This window comes from Streptomyces sp. NPDC037083 (assembly GCF_055606485.1).
On sequence record NZ_JBVJSQ010000015.1, the window covers coordinates 1 to 15,545 of the forward strand.

11 protein-coding genes and 3 pseudogenes are annotated in these 15,545 nt (G+C 69.2%); 6 read left to right on the forward strand and 8 right to left on the reverse strand.

Features of this window, described 5'->3' with window-relative positions:
* Positions 1 to 200: 200 nt before the first annotated feature.
* Positions 201 to 605 carry a type II toxin-antitoxin system PemK/MazF family toxin gene (locus tag ACZ7DE_RS32840; RefSeq protein WP_283968348.1) on the reverse strand — a complete coding sequence of 135 codons (405 nt, stop codon included), beginning with the start codon at positions 603 to 605 and terminating at the stop codon, positions 201 to 203.
* A 109-nt stretch (positions 606 to 714) separates the two neighbouring features.
* Here ACZ7DE_RS32840 and ACZ7DE_RS32845 point away from each other — a divergent pair.
* Positions 715 to 1,481 (forward strand): annotated as a pseudogene (locus ACZ7DE_RS32845) (IS701 family transposase); the annotation flags it as partial.
* On the opposite strand, the gene ACZ7DE_RS32850 reads toward ACZ7DE_RS32845, so the two are convergent.
* The 4 genes and pseudogenes from ACZ7DE_RS32850 to ACZ7DE_RS32865 all read right to left on the reverse strand — a co-directional run.
* The gene (locus ACZ7DE_RS32850) at positions 1,477 to 3,069 is read right to left on the reverse strand and encodes a Fic family protein (protein WP_470767601.1); all 1,593 of its coding nucleotides are present in this window, start codon (positions 3,067 to 3,069) and stop codon (positions 1,477 to 1,479) included. The pseudogene ACZ7DE_RS32845 and the gene ACZ7DE_RS32850 sit on opposite strands and share 5 nt — an antisense overlap.
* Before the next feature lie 6 nt (positions 3,070 to 3,075).
* A complete protein-coding gene (locus tag ACZ7DE_RS32855) occupies positions 3,076 to 3,639 on the reverse strand; it encodes a dihydrofolate reductase family protein (protein WP_470767603.1) in 564 nt (187 codons plus the stop codon).
* Between the two features lie 184 nt (positions 3,640 to 3,823).
* Entirely contained in the window at positions 3,824 to 4,396 is a 573-nt protein-coding gene (locus tag ACZ7DE_RS32860) for a carbohydrate binding domain-containing protein (RefSeq protein WP_470767605.1), read from the reverse strand.
* A 541-nt stretch (positions 4,397 to 4,937) separates the two neighbouring features.
* Positions 4,938 to 6,113 (reverse strand): annotated as a pseudogene (locus ACZ7DE_RS32865) (glycosyl hydrolase); the annotation flags it as partial.
* 846 nt (positions 6,114 to 6,959) lie between these two features.
* Between ACZ7DE_RS32865 and ACZ7DE_RS32870 the strand changes: the two are divergent.
* Entirely contained in the window at positions 6,960 to 7,514 is a 555-nt protein-coding gene (locus ACZ7DE_RS32870) for a hypothetical protein (protein WP_470767607.1), read from the forward strand.
* Between the two features lie 233 nt (positions 7,515 to 7,747).
* On the opposite strand, the pseudogene ACZ7DE_RS32875 reads toward ACZ7DE_RS32870, so the two are convergent.
* A pseudogene (locus ACZ7DE_RS32875) lies at positions 7,748 to 8,100 on the reverse strand (antibiotic biosynthesis monooxygenase family protein).
* 583 nt (positions 8,101 to 8,683) lie between these two features.
* Positions 8,684 to 9,124 (reverse strand): hypothetical protein, encoded by a 441-nt coding sequence (locus ACZ7DE_RS32880; RefSeq protein ID WP_470767609.1) that lies wholly within the window; start codon positions 9,122 to 9,124, stop codon positions 8,684 to 8,686.
* 447 nt (positions 9,125 to 9,571) lie between these two features.
* Here ACZ7DE_RS32880 and ACZ7DE_RS32885 point away from each other — a divergent pair, with 447 nt between their 5' ends.
* Both ACZ7DE_RS32885 and ACZ7DE_RS32890 read left to right on the forward strand, forming a co-directional pair.
* Complete coding sequence (locus ACZ7DE_RS32885; RefSeq protein WP_470767611.1) at positions 9,572 to 10,033, forward strand: hypothetical protein; 462 nt, start codon at positions 9,572 to 9,574, stop codon at positions 10,031 to 10,033.
* 291 nt (positions 10,034 to 10,324) lie between these two features.
* Positions 10,325 to 11,866, forward strand: coding sequence for an NlpC/P60 family protein (locus ACZ7DE_RS32890; RefSeq protein ID WP_470767612.1), 1,542 nt, complete (start codon positions 10,325 to 10,327; stop codon positions 11,864 to 11,866).
* Between the two features lie 229 nt (positions 11,867 to 12,095).
* Here ACZ7DE_RS32890 and ACZ7DE_RS32895 read toward each other — a convergent pair whose 3' ends face one another.
* The gene (locus ACZ7DE_RS32895; protein WP_470767614.1) at positions 12,096 to 13,079 is read right to left on the reverse strand and encodes a BtrH N-terminal domain-containing protein; all 984 of its coding nucleotides are present in this window, start codon (positions 13,077 to 13,079) and stop codon (positions 12,096 to 12,098) included.
* A gap of 115 nt (positions 13,080 to 13,194) precedes the next feature.
* On the opposite strand from ACZ7DE_RS32895, the gene ACZ7DE_RS32900 reads away from it, so the two are divergent.
* Together ACZ7DE_RS32900 and ACZ7DE_RS32905 are read left to right on the forward strand one after the other, a co-directional pair.
* Positions 13,195 to 14,466, forward strand: coding sequence for a hypothetical protein (locus ACZ7DE_RS32900; RefSeq protein ID WP_470767616.1), 1,272 nt, complete (start codon positions 13,195 to 13,197; stop codon positions 14,464 to 14,466).
* A gap of 929 nt (positions 14,467 to 15,395) precedes the next feature.
* Positions 15,396 to 15,533, forward strand: coding sequence for a hypothetical protein (locus ACZ7DE_RS32905; RefSeq protein ID WP_470767618.1), 138 nt, complete (start codon positions 15,396 to 15,398; stop codon positions 15,531 to 15,533).
* The last annotated feature ends 12 nt before the right edge of the window (positions 15,534 to 15,545 follow it).

Below are 15,545 nucleotides of genomic sequence, written 5' to 3' on the forward strand. Positions count from 1 at the left end.
CCGGCAAGACCGCCCCTGACATGCCATCAGCCCACTACACTCCCGACGATGCCTCTGACCAGGCCAGATAGCGAACCGCTGCTGGAGTACTAGTAATCCAGCCGTAGATCGTGATCTCGATGGTGAGGGGCGCCGAGGCGACAGTCGGACAGCGTCGACCATCTGGCCGAGACCGCCCAAGCCGCCGGCTCCTTCTCCCTCTACCCGAGTTCACCGAGACGGAGGGCGTCCCTTATCTCGCTGAGCTTCGCGGTCGTCGCCGGGGTCTGCTCCTGCGCTTGTTCAGCGAGTCGGAGGGCATCGTCAATCTCGCTGAGCTTCGCCGAGGACAGGACGGCCGCCCGCTCTATCAGGTCGTCCCGTGACACAGTGGTCAGCCACGTGCAAGGGGTGAAGCCTGGACGCGGGAACGCGAGCCGCAGCACGCCTTCGAACGGCACTCCTTCACCGGCGCCCACCATCACTTCGATGCCCAGACCGCTGATGTCGACGCCCGCCGGAGCGACGACCTGCATCACCCGGATCCCGGACGCGTCGTCTCCCGAAAGCAGTACGACCAACCTCCGCTCGTCGAACTGGACCCACCAGACTTCGCCACGTTGCACAAGTCCTCCAGACACAGGACGGCAGACAGACGCTGCGGGAGCCTGACGCGCTGTGGAGACGGTTGCGGACACCGTTGATCATTGGTGTGTGAAGACTGAAGATCCCGCGGTGGCCGCAGGTCACAGCGTAGACCCTGCCCACTGGCAGGAGGCGTTCGAGGGCCTGATGAGCCGGAAGCGGGACGGTTCACGCGGGTCGAATCCCGGTGCCGGGCCCGGAAGTTGGTACTTGGCCTGCTGCCGGACCTGCCGCGCAAGAACTGCTGGACCATCGCCGAGTGGGCCGGGGACAGGACCCCGGACGGCATGCAGCACCTGCTCGGGCGGGCCAAGTGGGACGCCGGCCAGGTCCGCGCGCCACCGGCTACGTCCTAGCGGTGGCCTGCTCGCACGAAGTCACCACAGGCACCGGGAAGTTCCGCGCGGACACGCTGGTCAGGAAGGTGCCCAAGTGGGCCTGGCAGAAGCTGTCCGCAGGGGTCGGAGCCAAGGGCCACCGCTTCTACGACTGGGCCGTCACCGACCTCACCGACCCCCGGCCCGGGAGCCAGCAGTTGCTGATCCGCCGCAACCGCAGCACCGGCGAACTCGCCTACTACCGCTGCTACTCGCCGGCCGCAGTGCCGCTGACCACCCTGGTACGCGTCGCTGGATCAAGGTGGCGGGTCGGGGAGTTTTTCCAGTCCGGCAAGGGCTTGGCGGCCTCGGACGAGCACCAGGTCCGGCGCTACCCGTCCTGGCCCCGCTGGGTCACCCTGGTCCATGCTTGCGCACGCCTTCCTCGCCGTCGTCCGCGCGAACGAACACGCCCGTCATCCCTCACCCGACGAGCTGATACCGCTCACCTGCAACGAGATCCAACGACTGTTCATCACGAGCCGAGCGAGGCGGCGCTGCGTCGGGTCTCCGCAAGGTGGACGTCGATGTACCGGGCGAGCGTCAGCGCGTCCTGGGGGTTGCCGGCTTGGAAGGTGACGCGACGGAACAGGTCCACCCCGCTGAGCGCGACGCCCTCGCGGGCGAGGACGAAGAGGAGGGTGAGGAAGGCGGACCGTGCGTTTCCGTCGTCGAAGGGATGGAAGAAGCAGACGTCGAGACAAGCGCGTGCGGCGCGGGCCGTAAGGGGCAGAGGCCGCCCGCCGTCCGTTGTGCTCTCGGCGAGGCAGGCGTCGAGGCTGGCGCGGGTGTTCGGGCCGATGCCGTAGCGTTCCCGGCCCCTCTTGGCGAAGGCGGGCGAACTGCGGAACGCCGGTGGCTGCGGTGTGTGAAGGACGTGCTGCTGCCAACCGCGGAGCAGTTCGAAATCGAGCCGGGCACCGCGCGCCGCGTCGACCCGCAGCAGCTCCAGGGCAGCGAGCAGTCCCTCCGCGCGGTCGGGATCCACGGCACCGTCGAACAAGCGGATGTCCTCCTCCGCGCCGTCGCGCGAGGGGGTCACCGGCCCCTCCGCGCCGCCGTCCAGGACCTCCTGCCAGGGCACGGTCTCGCGCACCGCGAGCCAGCGCTCCAGGTGGTCCGGTACGGGCTCGGCGGACTGTGTACCGTCGTCCGGCCGCAGCGACCACGCAAGCCGCTCCGCGACGTTGTCGACCAGCACTGTGTCGGGGCCGGTCCAGCTCAGGAACCGCCCGCCGATCGCCTCGCCGACCAGTTCCTCCGCGACGTCGGGTGCGACGTGCCAGCGGCTCAGGAACCAGGTGAGAACTTGACGGCAGTGCCCGTGCCAGCCGCTACCGCACCCGGTGCGGTCGACCACCTGCAGGATCAGGTTCCGGGCGGCACGCTCCCACAGGATCCGCTGATCCTCGACGGCCGCCAGCTCCAGCGGGTACGCCTCGAACCATCCGGCCAGGGTCTCCAGCCACCCGCGCCACTCGCACAGCGCCGCGACGACACGGTCGAGAGTCTCGTCCGGGGTGGTGATCGAATCCCGCGGGCAGCACCAGTTTCCTACCGGCCCTCCGTCGAAGTCTCCCTCGTCGTGCGCCCAGCGCCAGCCCACGGTCCAGCGGCCGTAGCGTTGGACGAGAGCATGCGACATGGCGTTGGCCCAGAGCCTGCCCTCGCCCCCGCTCCAGGCACTCATCGCCGGGTCGGCGAAAGGGACGTCGGGGCGGCGTGGCACTCGGCGGGCCGGCCCGAGTGAGCGCACCACCTGCGACACAGACACATCGTCGAAGGGATGGCGGTCAGGATCCGCCTCGTCCCAGCTCAGATAGCCAGGGGCCAGCTCGGGAATCACCGCCCCAGCCTGCATGCCCACCGGACACTCGTTCAAGCGGATTACCGCGGGCACTGGTAGTCCCGGCTTCGCGGTGGCCACGAGGCCACCTTCCACGGAGGCCGCCGTCTCGTCATGTCGCGCGCGGCGGCCCGCCCGGTGGACGGGCCTGTGCACGTTGTCCCGGACGACGACGGGGGCGCGGGCGAGGGCGTTGAAGACGTCGTCGGTGAGCAGGTGCACGGATGGTCAGCGTGCCACGCGGTAGCGGAGGCGGACGACCCCCGAGCCGAAGGTGCGGGTCTCGATCAGTTCGAGATCCACCTGGCGTCCCTGCTGGGGGAAGAACGGGATGCCGCCGCCGAGCAGCACCGGGTAGACACGGACCCGGTACTCGTCGATCAGACCCGACGCGGCCGCCTCGGCGGCGAGGGTCGCGCCGCCGATCGCGATGTCCCCCTCCCCCGGCGCGGCTCGCAACCGCTCGATCTCCTCCGCCAGGCCGCCGGAGGCCAGGCGGGCATGGCCCCGTACCGACGACAGCGTGGTGGAGAACACCACCTTCGGAAGCGGCTTCCAGAGCGCGGCCCACTCGAGTTTGGAGTCGTCGAGTGACGGATCCTGGTCGGCGGTCTCCCAGTACAGCATCGTCTCGTACAGTCGTCGTCCCAGCAGGTGAACTCCGACATCTCGAATCTCGTCGATCCAGGAGCGAAAGACGTCCTCGTCGGGCGGCGCCCAGTCGAGACCGCCGTCCGGCCCGACGATGTAGCCGTCAAGTGAGACGTTCATCGAATAGGTCACGCTGCGCATCAGAAGTCCTCCTCGGTGACGGATTCGACAGTACGACCGCCGGACGCCGTGATCGAGTCGGTGAAGGCATCCGAGACCGTCGACGAGGACTCCGCCGCTCGGGTCCCCCCGGGGGGTCCGAAAGAGCCACCCGAGCGTGGATCCGGCGCGTGCGGGTTCGGCGGCGGCAACCCGGGCGGGCGTGTCATTCGGCCCTGATGTTGTCCATGTACACGACGCCCTTGGTCGCCGCGCCGTTTGAATGGCCGAGATACAGATTCAACGCCGTCACCTTGGCCAGACGAGCCGGGTCGAGCCCGGCTCCGGCGTGTGCGTCGTCCCCGGTAACGGGCACGAACTCACTGAAGGGCGTTCTGATCTCCTGGCCGTCTGTTCCGGCCAGCGGAAACCGGTACTGGAATGGGACGCCGTCAGCGACGATCTCGAACGCGCCGCCGTTTTCGGAACCGTCGCCCTGCAGCCACAGTGCCAGGGACGTGAAAGCGGACCAGTCCGCGACGAGCGGCTTGCCCATGCCGGTGTACTCGGAGCCGGTGAAGTCGTACGCGTAGGCCAGTCCATAGGAGCCCGAGGACTTGTGGTCGGGCGACAGGGTGACGGTGTGGGAGTTGATATGGGTGTACGTCTCGCTCAGGGCGGCGTCGTCGCCGGCGTATCCCTCGAAGTCGTCGACCCAGCCGGCAGGCAGCGCAGCCGCCTCGCCGAGGAGGATCACGGCCGAGTCGGTGAGCGTCTCGCCGTGCACCCGCGCGCTCACCGTGAGGGTCAGAGCGGTTGTTCCGCAAGGCGGGGTCGATCGACCAGTCGCCCGAGTAGAAGCCGTCGGCGTCGAGGCGTAGCGCTCTGGCGCGTCCGCCGTTCACGCAGTACTCGACCCGGCTCGCCCTCGCCCGCGTGACACGCACCCGGACGCGGATCTTGGAGGATGGCACGCGCTGTCGGTCCGTGGGCGTCACGAGATGCATGAGCGGAACGTTCCTGACCGCGGTGGTGCGGGCGGAGAACACCCCCCAGAGATCGGCGGCGAACAGGGTGTGGGGATCCTGGTGGAATGCGGCAAAGTCCGGCAGCAGGACGTGGCCCGGGTACGGCACATAGGCGCGCTTGGCGCCTCCGAAGTTGGCCCAGGTGAGCATGTAGGTCATCCGACGGGCCAGCGGGTCCGCCTTGACGGCCTGCAACAGCTGTGTGAACCACTGCGGGTTGCGGACCTCGGTGCCGCTCTCCCCGAACTCGGTGAAGGCCGGCACCTTGCCTCGCTCGTTCGCCAGCCGGACCACCATCGCGAGGTCCCGTACCAGACCGTCCAGCCACGCCCCCGGTCCGGCGGCTTCGTCGTAGGAGTCATAGCCGAGGATGTCGACGAAACGGTCGCCCGGGTAGGTCTTCAGGTAGCCGGTCAGGTCGCCTGCGAAACTCGAGTTGGGCGAGTAGGCGTAGAGCAGGTTGTGGACGCCCCTGGTGTCACGCAGGTATTCGACGGTGTAGCGGAACAGCTCGATGAACTCGCCCGACGTGGTGTGGCCCGCGCCCCACCAGAACCAGCCCCCGTTGTTCTCGTGGAAGGGGCGGAAGATGACCGGGATCGCGGTGCCGTCCGGGCGGCGCGCGCCCTTGACCGCCTTCGCGATGCGGTCGAGGAACGCTTTGAAGTCCGCGTGCTTCGCGCCTCCGGGAAGGATCCGGCCGACCACATGGCCCGTTGTGTCGTAGAAGTTCTTGCCGGTGACGAAGTTCGGCATGTGGGCCGTGAGGGTGTTGATACCGCCGCGTGCGTCCCCTTGCCGGATGCACCGGCTGAGTGCGGCGATGTTCTCGGCTTCGGATCCGCCCTGGACGCCGGGGCGTTCGTCGCCGTCGAGGATGAGGGTGTCCCAGCCGAAGACGGCGGGGTAGTCGCCCACCGCTGCCCTGGTGTCGGACGCCTTGCCGTCGGGAGTGGAGAAGGTGAAGCCGTAGGTGAGGTCGTGCTGGTGACCGAACAGGATGCCGTTGCCCTGCTGCCGCTTCAGGTACGCGAACAGCGCGCGGGTCGCGGGGGTTGCCTTGTCGTCGACGATCCGGACCGGCGCCGGCGCGCCGGTGGGCGCCGAGGGGGAGGTCGCCGCGGCGGCCAACGGTGTTCGAGCGCCGGCTGCCGCGGCGACCGTGGCACCGAGAAGAATGAAAGCGCGACGCTTCAGGGGAGAGCTGGGCATGTACGTCTCCTTTGACGTGACGATCTCTCGCAGGGCCCCCCGGGGTCGGCTGCACCGTCCCAGGAGGTGTGAGCCGGTCGGCCCCGTCGGCGGTGCCGCGTCATGGGGCGTGGCGGCGGTCGCCGTTGTCGTGTGTCGTGCCGGGGCGATGCCCAGGAGGTTTTGGACGGGCGGCCTGCCCGGTCGGCGGTCGTACAGTTGCCTGTTGCGGAGGGACCAGCCGTCTTTCACTCGCGCGTCCGCGCCCTCAGAGCTGTCCAACCGGACTGCCACCATGGGCTTCTCGGGCCGGAGGTCCGAGAAGCGGAGTGTCCGAGAAGAGGAGCGAGCGGTCAGTGAAGCCGGACGCCCGGCGTTCAGACCGTCGACGACCCCTTCCACACGCCGCCCGTCAGGCCGCCGTGTTGTTCATCGTGCGGTCCTGCCGGTCGTCTCAGGGCCGAGCTCGGCGTAATCGCTCGTGCCCTTCACGCGCCTCAGCGCTACGGCCTGCGATCCCTCACGGCTCCTGACCGTGGCGTCGCCGGATACGGCCTGCTTCACGGCCTCCTCGCGCTGCGCTTCCCATGTCGGGTCAGCGGGCCTGTCAGGTCGCGACGTGCTCGGCGTGATCCATCGGGTCGTACCCCACCTCGGCAGGAGCGTCCCCGGTCGTCGCTGCCCTGAACTTCCCATGGCATGTCGGTCACTTGTGGGGGTTCCTTCCCGTGACGGGGGCTGCGGAAAGAGGGTCCTGGTCGGGGACATCCGCAACGCACGACGCGTGCGTGTTTCAAGTGACGCTATTTGACTAGAGGTTGAGGAAAAAAGAAAGAGCCCGACTCCGTCTCGGTGTGGAGCCGCAGTGCGCGGTCGGATCCGTCCACTTGCTGACCTTCATGGTCTTGTTGTCGACGGGGGCCGCCGGCTCAGACAAGCCGGGGCAGACGGCTCGGTGAGCAAATTGGGCGCGACAAGCCAGAGGTGGTTCTGGCAGTCTGGGGGGTGAATCAGCCCGGGTGAAGTGAAGTCTTCGCGGGGCCGGCCCCGGCGGTCTTCCGCAAGCAAGGCACGGGGCGGCTGCACTCCCCCGGTCGGGACGCTCCCACATCACGTCGGATCACATCGCATGAGGATCCCCCTTTGACTCCGCATTCCCTGGCGTTCTACGTGGACGTCGTCACCGCCGGCACCGTCATCGGCGTGGGTCCCACGCATTCTCCCGACGACGTCGACGAGGTTCTTGGGACGGACTTCGCCCAGGTCGCCTCCGGCGACCGCAGCATGTGCCGCGACTACGGCCTCGCCGAGTTCTACTGGGAGCGCACCTCCCCGGGCCACCCTTGGTCCGGCCACCACTTCACCCTGCAGGTGCACCGGCTCGCGCACCGGGATCGCACCCTCGTCAACGACACGCTTCGTGCCCGGTACGGGCGATTCACTCCTCGGCTGCGGTTCGACAAGCTCCAACGTCTGCTGGCGCGACGCGGCGTCCCCCTGGTGGAAGTCCCCGAAATCCCGGCGAACGCACCGTACTTCCGTACCTTCTGGCAACCCGGATCCCGGGTGGCCGTCCGCGTCATAGGCACGTACGGCGAGTACAGCACCCCGGACAACCTGCGCGTCGGCGACGTGTACAGCATCCACTCGTCCATGACCGCAGAGGAAGTGGACTGGCGCAGGACAAAGGCCGGGTAGCACGGGCCGGGTACCACAGACCGGGTAGCCCAGGACCGGGTAGCACAGAGACGGGCCGGGGCTCGCCGGTTCGCCCCACCGCCGGTCGGCGATGCAGCTGGCGTGGCCCGGCTTCGCCCCTTCCGCGACGCCGGAGATCCGGTGTCCAGCGTGCAGCGCGGCGGGGGTGATCTTCCGGCGGGAGAACGCGGCGGCCGCCGCCCCGGAGGCCACCCGCGCCCGGCTCTGCGGAGCTACGCCCGTATGAACCCGTGGCTCCGCTCCACTTTCGCCACGTGCAGCGTGTAGCTCTGTACCACTCGGCTTGCCCGCGCTTCTGCGCCGCGCGGTGCTCGGCGTCGGACCGCCACTGCGTGAGGGCGTCGGCGTCGCGGAAGTACCCAACGGTGATGGACAGTCCACCAGGAGTGTGTGCCTGATCCATGCCCAGGAACCCTGGGACGTCCTTCACCAGGTCCTCCATGCGTGCCGCGGTCTCGCTGTAGCCGCCCTGCTCCTGGGTTCTCACCGCAGTGAAGACCGCCACGTAGTAAGGGGGTTCAAAGGCGGCAACCGGCATGACAGGTGCTTCGGAGTGATCGCTCATGGCGCCACACTAGGGCAGGGCACATGGAACGGCCCGGCATCTTTCCTGAACGGGATGCATAAGGGATTTAACTCTTGACCAAAGCCGTCCGAGCTGAGGCCGGCAGGCACCCGACGGCCGGCTCGGCCTGGCGTCCCAGGTCAGCCGGCCGTCAGCCCCGGCTCGAGCGTGGGCGAAACGGTAAGTCCCGCACCGGCTGGGGCGACCGCGCTGCCCGAAGGAGAGGCAGCCGGACCGGATGCCTCTCCCCCGGCAGCAGGGACCTGCCGGACGCCTGACGTCGACGCCCGCCAGGACAGGTTCACGGTGACTCCCCCGTTCAAGTCGCGCACTCACCGCGCCGACGAGCCGCGAAGCCTGAGCTTGGACATCACGCAACGCTTCGACAAGCCGCAGCACCGTGCTGCGCCGCATGGACACCGAGTGGGCGCCCAACAGCTCGAGCAGCGGCTGACCGCGCACGCGGCGCGATCCTGGCGCTCGCAGCCAGTGATCCAGTTACTCACCCGAGAGTTCTCAAAGAGGGGCCACGGGTCAAGAACGCAATCCCAGGGCGCTGTGCTCCACCACACCCGAGGGAAGGTCACTCCTTCCCGCAGCCCGAGCAGTCAGCTCCACAAGTGCGGGCCCGCAGGTCGGCGGCCGGCTCGCCGAGGACGATCGCGCTGATGACCAGCTCCATCATCAGGCGGTCGTACTCGTCGCCCGTGCTCCGATAGCGCTCCTTGTCGGCCTCCACCACCGCGGAGGCGATCCTCATCCCACCACCGGCCGCGGGAGCGAAAGACACTTCGTACACGCCGCGACCGGTCCAACTCCGGTGCATGAAGACGACATCGTCCTCGACGAAGACGTTCCACTTCTCGTCCATGTCCCTCGCCCGGTATCCGCGCCGGATGCGGTCCCAGTCCTCGCCCACCCAGACGCGATCGGGCAACTGGGACACCGGCCTCGGCACGTTGATCGGATGGAGGCGCCGGAACGACTCTCGAGTGAGCGGGGCATCGGAGGCATCGTCCGTCATGACGTGAGTCTACGAACGCGCCACTTCATCGGCACAGCTGATTACCTGCAGGAACAAGCGCACTCGCGGGCGCCGGGTCGGTCTGCTAAGTCGCCAGCCTTCCTCGGCTTCGCCTGCGGAGGCGAGGCGAAAAACGTGCTGCCACTCAACGCCCACCTCGGGGGACGGGGCGGGCGCGCCAAGGGGGCCTCGTGTCGGACGCGTTCGCCGAAGGCGTCCGGGTCGGTTGCTCCGCGGGATGCCGACCGAGGCGCGACTGCTGGGCGAATGCTCAGGTCACGGCTGGCTCGCAAGGTTTCCACAAGATCCGTGGGGCACTGTTCGCTGGGCAGCGCGGAACGCCACTGAGCGGGGCCGAGATGACGATGTGCTTCACACAGCGGGTCTCGGCCTGTCCGGCTCGGCGTCGGCGCCCCACCCGCACAGTCACCCAAAAAAGGAACCCATGTGAAGAAGCCCCGTATGGGCCGTGTGGTCGCGGCCTCTGCTGTGCTGATCAGCAGCGGCGCCATTGTCTTCGTCCCCGCGTCGGTGGCCTCGGCCACCGAGGACGACTGCGACGGCATTGCCGTCATCGGCCGCTTCAGGGCCGTCGAGTCCGGAGCCTCCTTCGACTTCCACGGCCGCCGCGTCGAGCTGCAGAACGAGTCGGCGCTCGACCGCTACAGCCGAGCGGAGATCAAGTCCGGCCGCAGGGCCGGCGACCGGCTGTGGGTCGACCGCAGCTACCGCTCGTTCCCCGACTTCAAGGGCATCGTCAGCGACCAGCAGGCGAAGAGCGAGGGCTGGAAGATGTGCGGCCCCTACACCGGCAGCCGCACACAGTCGGTCTTCAATTCCAACTACGCCGCACGCGCCTGTGCCGAGATCGACGGCACCACCAAGTGCGGCAAGTGGTACGTGGACTGACCTGTCCCGGCGGCGGGGCACCGAAGCGGTGAACCGCCGTGTGACCGCATCCTCCGAGGCCGCCGCCCGTCCCACGTGGACCGGCGGCGGCCTCGCAGGCCGTATCGGAACGGACCCCCGCCCCAGCCCGCCGCCCGCCATGCCCGGCGCATGCCTGCGGCACCACGAGCTGAACGCCGCGCCCGCAGCCCGTGGTTGGCATGTCCCGGTAATCGGCTAGCCTCTCGGTGATCTGCGGAGCGGAGCGGCTCCGCGTGTACCGCGGCGGGTCTCCCGCCGGAGGGGGAATCGATGAACGGACACCTGCGCGCGGGGCCCACCTGGTCGGGGCTGCTTCGGTCCCTGCTGGCTTCCGCGCTGCTCGCTCTCGGTCTGGCCGTCCTGCCGGCGGCGCCGGCGCACGCCGCGGGCGACTGCAGGGCGTACGAGGAGACCAGCGTCCAGGGGGCCCTCGCCGTGAAGGCGGCCTGCGACGAGGTCGCGGCCGGCACCATGTACTCGTGGGGAGGCGGCCACGGCCCCGTGCCCGGCAAGACGCACGGTACCCCGGTCGGCGGCGGTGACGAGGCATGGAACGACGGCAATGTCGTCGGCTTCGACTGCTCGGGGCTGACCCGCTGGGCGTGGTCGGTGGCCACGGGGCGGGACGTCCTCGGGCCCGGAACGACGTCCGATGTCTTCGACCGCTACTGGCCGGTCCGCTTCGGGGGCAGTGACGGCACGGCCCATCTCAAGCCCGGCGACGTGCTGTTCTGGAAGTCCAGCCGGTTGCTTGTGTGGATGAGCACCACGCACACCGCGATCTACCTCGGCAACGGAAAGATCGTGGAGGCGGCGGAGTCCCAGCACCCCCTCCAGGTCGCCGACTTCAGCTCACACGCCAGCAGTATCTTCGTCGGGGCGATCAGGCCGAGCGAGGGCTCGGACTCGGCCTCGCCGGACAACTCCGGCCTTCCCGGCCAGCTTTTCAGTACGTGGGGTGAGTGGGTCCGGGTGGGGAACGAGCCGCGCCGCGGATCAACACTGCAGCACACGTTCCCTGGCCCCACACAGGTGAAGATCTCCTGCCAGACGCGCGGCGAGTCGATCACGGCCGAGGGGATCACCAACGACCTGTGGTCGTACCTGCCCGGGTACGACGCCTGGATCACCAACATCTACGTGCGAGGGCCCGCCGCTCTGCCGGGAGTGCCCGACTGCCTGAGCGGGGGCCCGGTCACCGGGACCGGCGCCGACGGGCGCTTCACCACCTGGGGCGACGGGGTGAACGTGCGCTCACAGCCCACGCTCACCGCCGCCGTCCGGCAGACGATCGGCGGCGAGACGTCAGTGCGTGTCTCCTGCCAGCAGCACGGTGACGCCGTCAACGCGGAGGGCCTGGTCAACACGGTCTGGGCCTACCTGCCCGACTACGGCGGCTGGATCACCAACATCTACCTCAAGGGCCCTGCCGTGCTGCCGGGGGTTCCGGACTGCGCCGGCGGCGCGCTGGGCGGTGGCACCGCCGCGGCGGGCTGCACCGACGGTGGAGCCCCGAACGGCGCGGACGCCCGCTCGCCTCGCTCGGTGTCGATCGCGGGTCGGCTGATCGAACTGCGCTACAGCGACACCACCGAGTGCGCCTGGGGACGGATCACCGGCGGAACATCCGGCGACGAGGTGTGGGTCGACCGCAGCCTCACCGGCGGGCAGTCCTGGGACCAGCTCGGCTTCACCAGGATCACCAGCGGCTCGGACGTGTTCACCACCGAGTGGAACGACCACAACGTGGTGATGCGGGCCTGCGGCAGCCCCGGAGACAGCGACACGGTCGTCTGCACCGACTGGTTCTGACCCACCAGAAACAGACAACGGCGGCGGACCGCCGTCGCGGGGCCCGATAACCGGCCCCGGCCGCGGTCCGCCGCCGTTGCCCTCTGATCCATGCTGTTTCAGGCATAGATGATGCGCTGTCACCTGCTGACGACCCAAGCCAGCCCAGCCGGGGCGGTTCATGGTCCGGCATCGTCCCCATTGCCTCGATCCGGCTCTGGCGTCGCACAGGAGCCGCCGGCGAGGCCCCCTAGAGCATGCTGAGTGCCTGCATCGCGTCGCGTTCGATGCGCGAGAGCTCGTGGAGGATGGAGCCTGCCTGCACGAGGTTGCTCGCATCGCCGGACTCGCCTGCTGTCGCGATCAGCGCGGCCACCTGCGTCCAGAGGGCGGCAGCCTCCGCATACAGGCTGTGGCCGGTGCGCAGGTGACTGCTGTCGATCAACACGGCGCACTCGGCGAGGAAGTCCCGGTAGAGATTGCGGAACAGGGCGCCGCCGGTGCCGGCCCTCTCCATGAGGACGGCGGCCCGTGGCAGGTCCTCCTGCGGATTGCCGCTGCGCTGCAGCCACTTCGGCACTTGGTCGGCGGTCTTTGCGATGCCCCGGTGGCCCAGGTTCGCGATGGGCGGGTTCAGGAAGGCGTTGGCGCAGGTCCTGATCGCGGGGATGATCCGGTCCTGCGGTGGCGTCAGGTTGCTGGGCGCTGTGATGGTGAAGGAGCGGTGCTTGGCGGCCATGGGGCCGCGCTCGGCTCTGGCCCTGGCCAGGCCGGCGAGGCTGGTCGAGACGGCTCCGCCCTGCGGGCTGGTGTCCACCACGTAGGCGTCCTGTTCGTCGTAGCCGTACATGGCCACGACGTGCCCGCCGAAGTGCACCTTGGTGCTGAAGTAGTCCAAGTGGTAACTGTCGAGCTGAAGGCCGACCGGCCGGCCGGCGTCGATGGGTGCTGCCACGTTCTGCCATGCCTTGCGCGGGGAGGTGGTCTCCCCGACCAGCAGCTGAAGTCCGAGTACGGCAGTCAGGTTCCTGGTGAGCTCGAACGGTTTGACCCGGCCTCCCAGGAAGGGAAAGCCCATGCTCTTGCTGTCCCAGTAGATGAAGGACAGCCCCGATCCAAGCCCGAACAGCATGGGCTCGGACAGGTCGAGTCCCTCATGGCGCAGCAGCACACCCAGCGCCGTCGTCTCGCAGTGCTGCATACCGCGGGCATCAACGTCCTTCACCATGGTCATGCCACTGATTCTCCTCTCATGACCGTCCCTGCGAAGGCGGGGGCCAGTCGGCGCACCTGCCGCTGTCCTGCACCCCACGCCACGAGATCTGCTGGGCAGTGTCTAGGCTTCGCCCATGCTGACCAGCGAGGACGCATCGTATGAGGCAGTCAGGCGACTGACTGCCGGAGTCGCCCTGGACCAGTCGCTCGACGTGAGGGACCCGGACACCTGGATCGATCTTGATGTCAAGGTGCGCGAATTGGCCTGGCAGCGGCCGGAGTTGTTCCACTCCAACGCCTCGCCGTCCGGGCGGCGAATGGACTGGGGTCCGGATGCGTCGATGCCCACCGTGACTTGGCCCCACGCGCCCGGTGACGCCGAACTCGCTCTCGCCCTGTGCCACCGGGACGGCCGGATCCGCGAGGCCGCGCTGAGCCACAGCGAGGGGCGGCCCGCGCTGCTTGCGCTGGTTGTCATCCGCTGCGCGGACTGGGTGGAGCCGGTACGCGAACGAGCTCGTGCGCTCCTGACCGAGGCGCCCGCGCACCGGCTGACCGCGCACGCCACGCTGATCCTGCGGGTCGGCCGCCGCTCCCGTGGTGGCTTCGCCAAGGAGCTGCTCACCGGAGCGCTGCGCGCCGGGCCGGCCGCGCAAGCCGAGGCACTGCTCGACAGCGGCGACCCGGCGACAGCCCGCCTCGCGCACCGCGTCGCCGTCGAGCGGCGGCTGCTGCCCGCGGCGCGGCTGGCTCAGAGCGCCGCCCGCCACCGCGACGTCGTCGTGCAGGAATTGTGCGCCGACGCGGCCGTGGCCACCCTCGGCAAGGGCACCCTCGATGAGTTCACCGAGGTCGTGGTACCCCTGCTCGCATCTCGCCAGTCCCGGGTCAGGTCGGCCGGGGTGACCGCGCTGCGTCGGGCCGGGCGGCACGCCGACGCCGAGCCATACCTCACCGACCGCTCCGTCGTGGTGCGGGCGTGCGCCCGCTGGGTGCTGCGGCAAGGCGGCACCGACCCGGCCCCGCTGTACCGCGCGCTGTGCGCCGACCCCGCAGCCCGGCCCGCCGCCGCGGTGGGCCTCGGCGAGTGCGGGGTGCGCGAGGACGCCGACGTGGTGCGGACGCTGCTCGCGCACCCGGCCCCCCGGGTGCGCGCCTGCGCGGTGGCGGGACTGCGAGCGCTGGAGGCGGTGCGCGTCGACGACGTGCGCCCCCTTCTTGACGACCCGTCGGCGGCAGTGGTCCGGCAAGCCACCGCGGCTCTGCTGCCGTACGCCGAGCGTGTACCGCTCGAACTGCTGCGCCGGCTCATGGCCCAGGACCGTCCACGCCACCAGCGTGTCGCGGCGATCCGGCTGCTGCGGACGGCCGGGTGCATGCCCAGGTCTTTCTTTCCGACCATCTGATCGTTGATCGACGTGAGCGACGCGATCTCGTTCAAGTGCCGCACCGGAACGCCATGGACCTGATCGAGCGCTTCGGCTGGTGGGAAGGGGCACCGACAACCGGCCGCGGATGTGTGCCGCCGACGGCACTTGGAAGCGGACCTCACCGCACTTCAGGCCGAAACCCAGGACGTAGAGACCGCACCACGACAGCGGCACGAACACGAACCCACGTCGCGGCAGGGCAACTGCCCGGGAGATGCGTCTGCGTCTGCGTGGCCGTCCTCCGTGCGTCCGGGGGGCGGCCACGCAGACCTGGGCAGGACATGCGTCAACATGAACTACCAGGGATTCTTCCCTGTCTTGCTGCGGTTTGCGGCCAGTAGCACCTCAGGGATCCCGAGGACGGATCCAAGGGAGCGTGAAGCATCCCCCGTCTTCAGCCCTTGGGCAAGACGAAGATGAACACGGGTGAGCCGAACAGAGCTCTTCTCACCGCCGGCCGCACACACGGCCTCGGCAAGAGAGCCGGCGAGCAGGGCAGCTTGAGTCCCCGGGCACGAGAAGCGTCTGTACAGGTCGTGTTGGAACGCTGCTGAGCCAACACCGAGGACGTGCAGGGACGACCACTCTCACGGGCGGGTACGGGCGTCGTCGGCGTGGCATGCTGCTCTGCACCGACAGCGGAAGTCAGCGTCAACTGACGTCCGTTTCAGCGGTTTTGCGGCCAGTCACTCATTTCCTGCAGGTCGTCGTCCTTCCCCGGGGCGGCAGCCCGCCGGCCCCCCAGGGAGGTCCCCGCCATGTCAGAAAACGATCCGTCCCCGCCCGTGTCCGTTCCCGCTCCCGCTGCCGCAAGCGCGCGCCCCGGGCGTACCCCGCTCAACAGCGCACAGGTACTCGGGATCACTGTCTTCCCGCTGCTTGGCGCCGTGCTTGCCCTGACTGGCATGCCACTGCGCGATGTGCTGCTTCTGCTCGCCGGGTGCGGCGCGATCGGCGCAGCCACCATCACGGCGGCCGGCGGCGGACGGCTCCTGCTCGGCGCCCTCGCCGCCGCCCTGCGCGCAGCCGCAGACGCCAAGTAGACGGGCGGTGTG

Bases quoted from the DNA above. Each gene is read 5' to 3' on its own strand.
- ACZ7DE_RS32855 (WP_470767603.1), bottom strand. From the start codon at position 3,639: ATGCGCAGCGTGACCTATTCGATGAACGTCTCACTTGACGGCTACATC.
- ACZ7DE_RS32880 (WP_470767609.1), bottom strand. From the start codon at position 9,124: ATGACGGACGATGCCTCCGATGCCCCGCTCACTCGAGAGTCGTTCCGG.
- ACZ7DE_RS32890 (WP_470767612.1), top strand. From the start codon at position 10,325: ATGAACGGACACCTGCGCGCGGGGCCCACCTGGTCGGGGCTGCTTCGG.
- ACZ7DE_RS32895 (WP_470767614.1), bottom strand. From the start codon at position 13,079: ATGACCATGGTGAAGGACGTTGATGCCCGCGGTATGCAGCACTGCGAG.
- ACZ7DE_RS32900 (WP_470767616.1), top strand. From the start codon at position 13,195: ATGCTGACCAGCGAGGACGCATCGTATGAGGCAGTCAGGCGACTGACT.
- ACZ7DE_RS32905 (WP_470767618.1), top strand. From the start codon at position 15,396: ATGCCACTGCGCGATGTGCTGCTTCTGCTCGCCGGGTGCGGCGCGATC.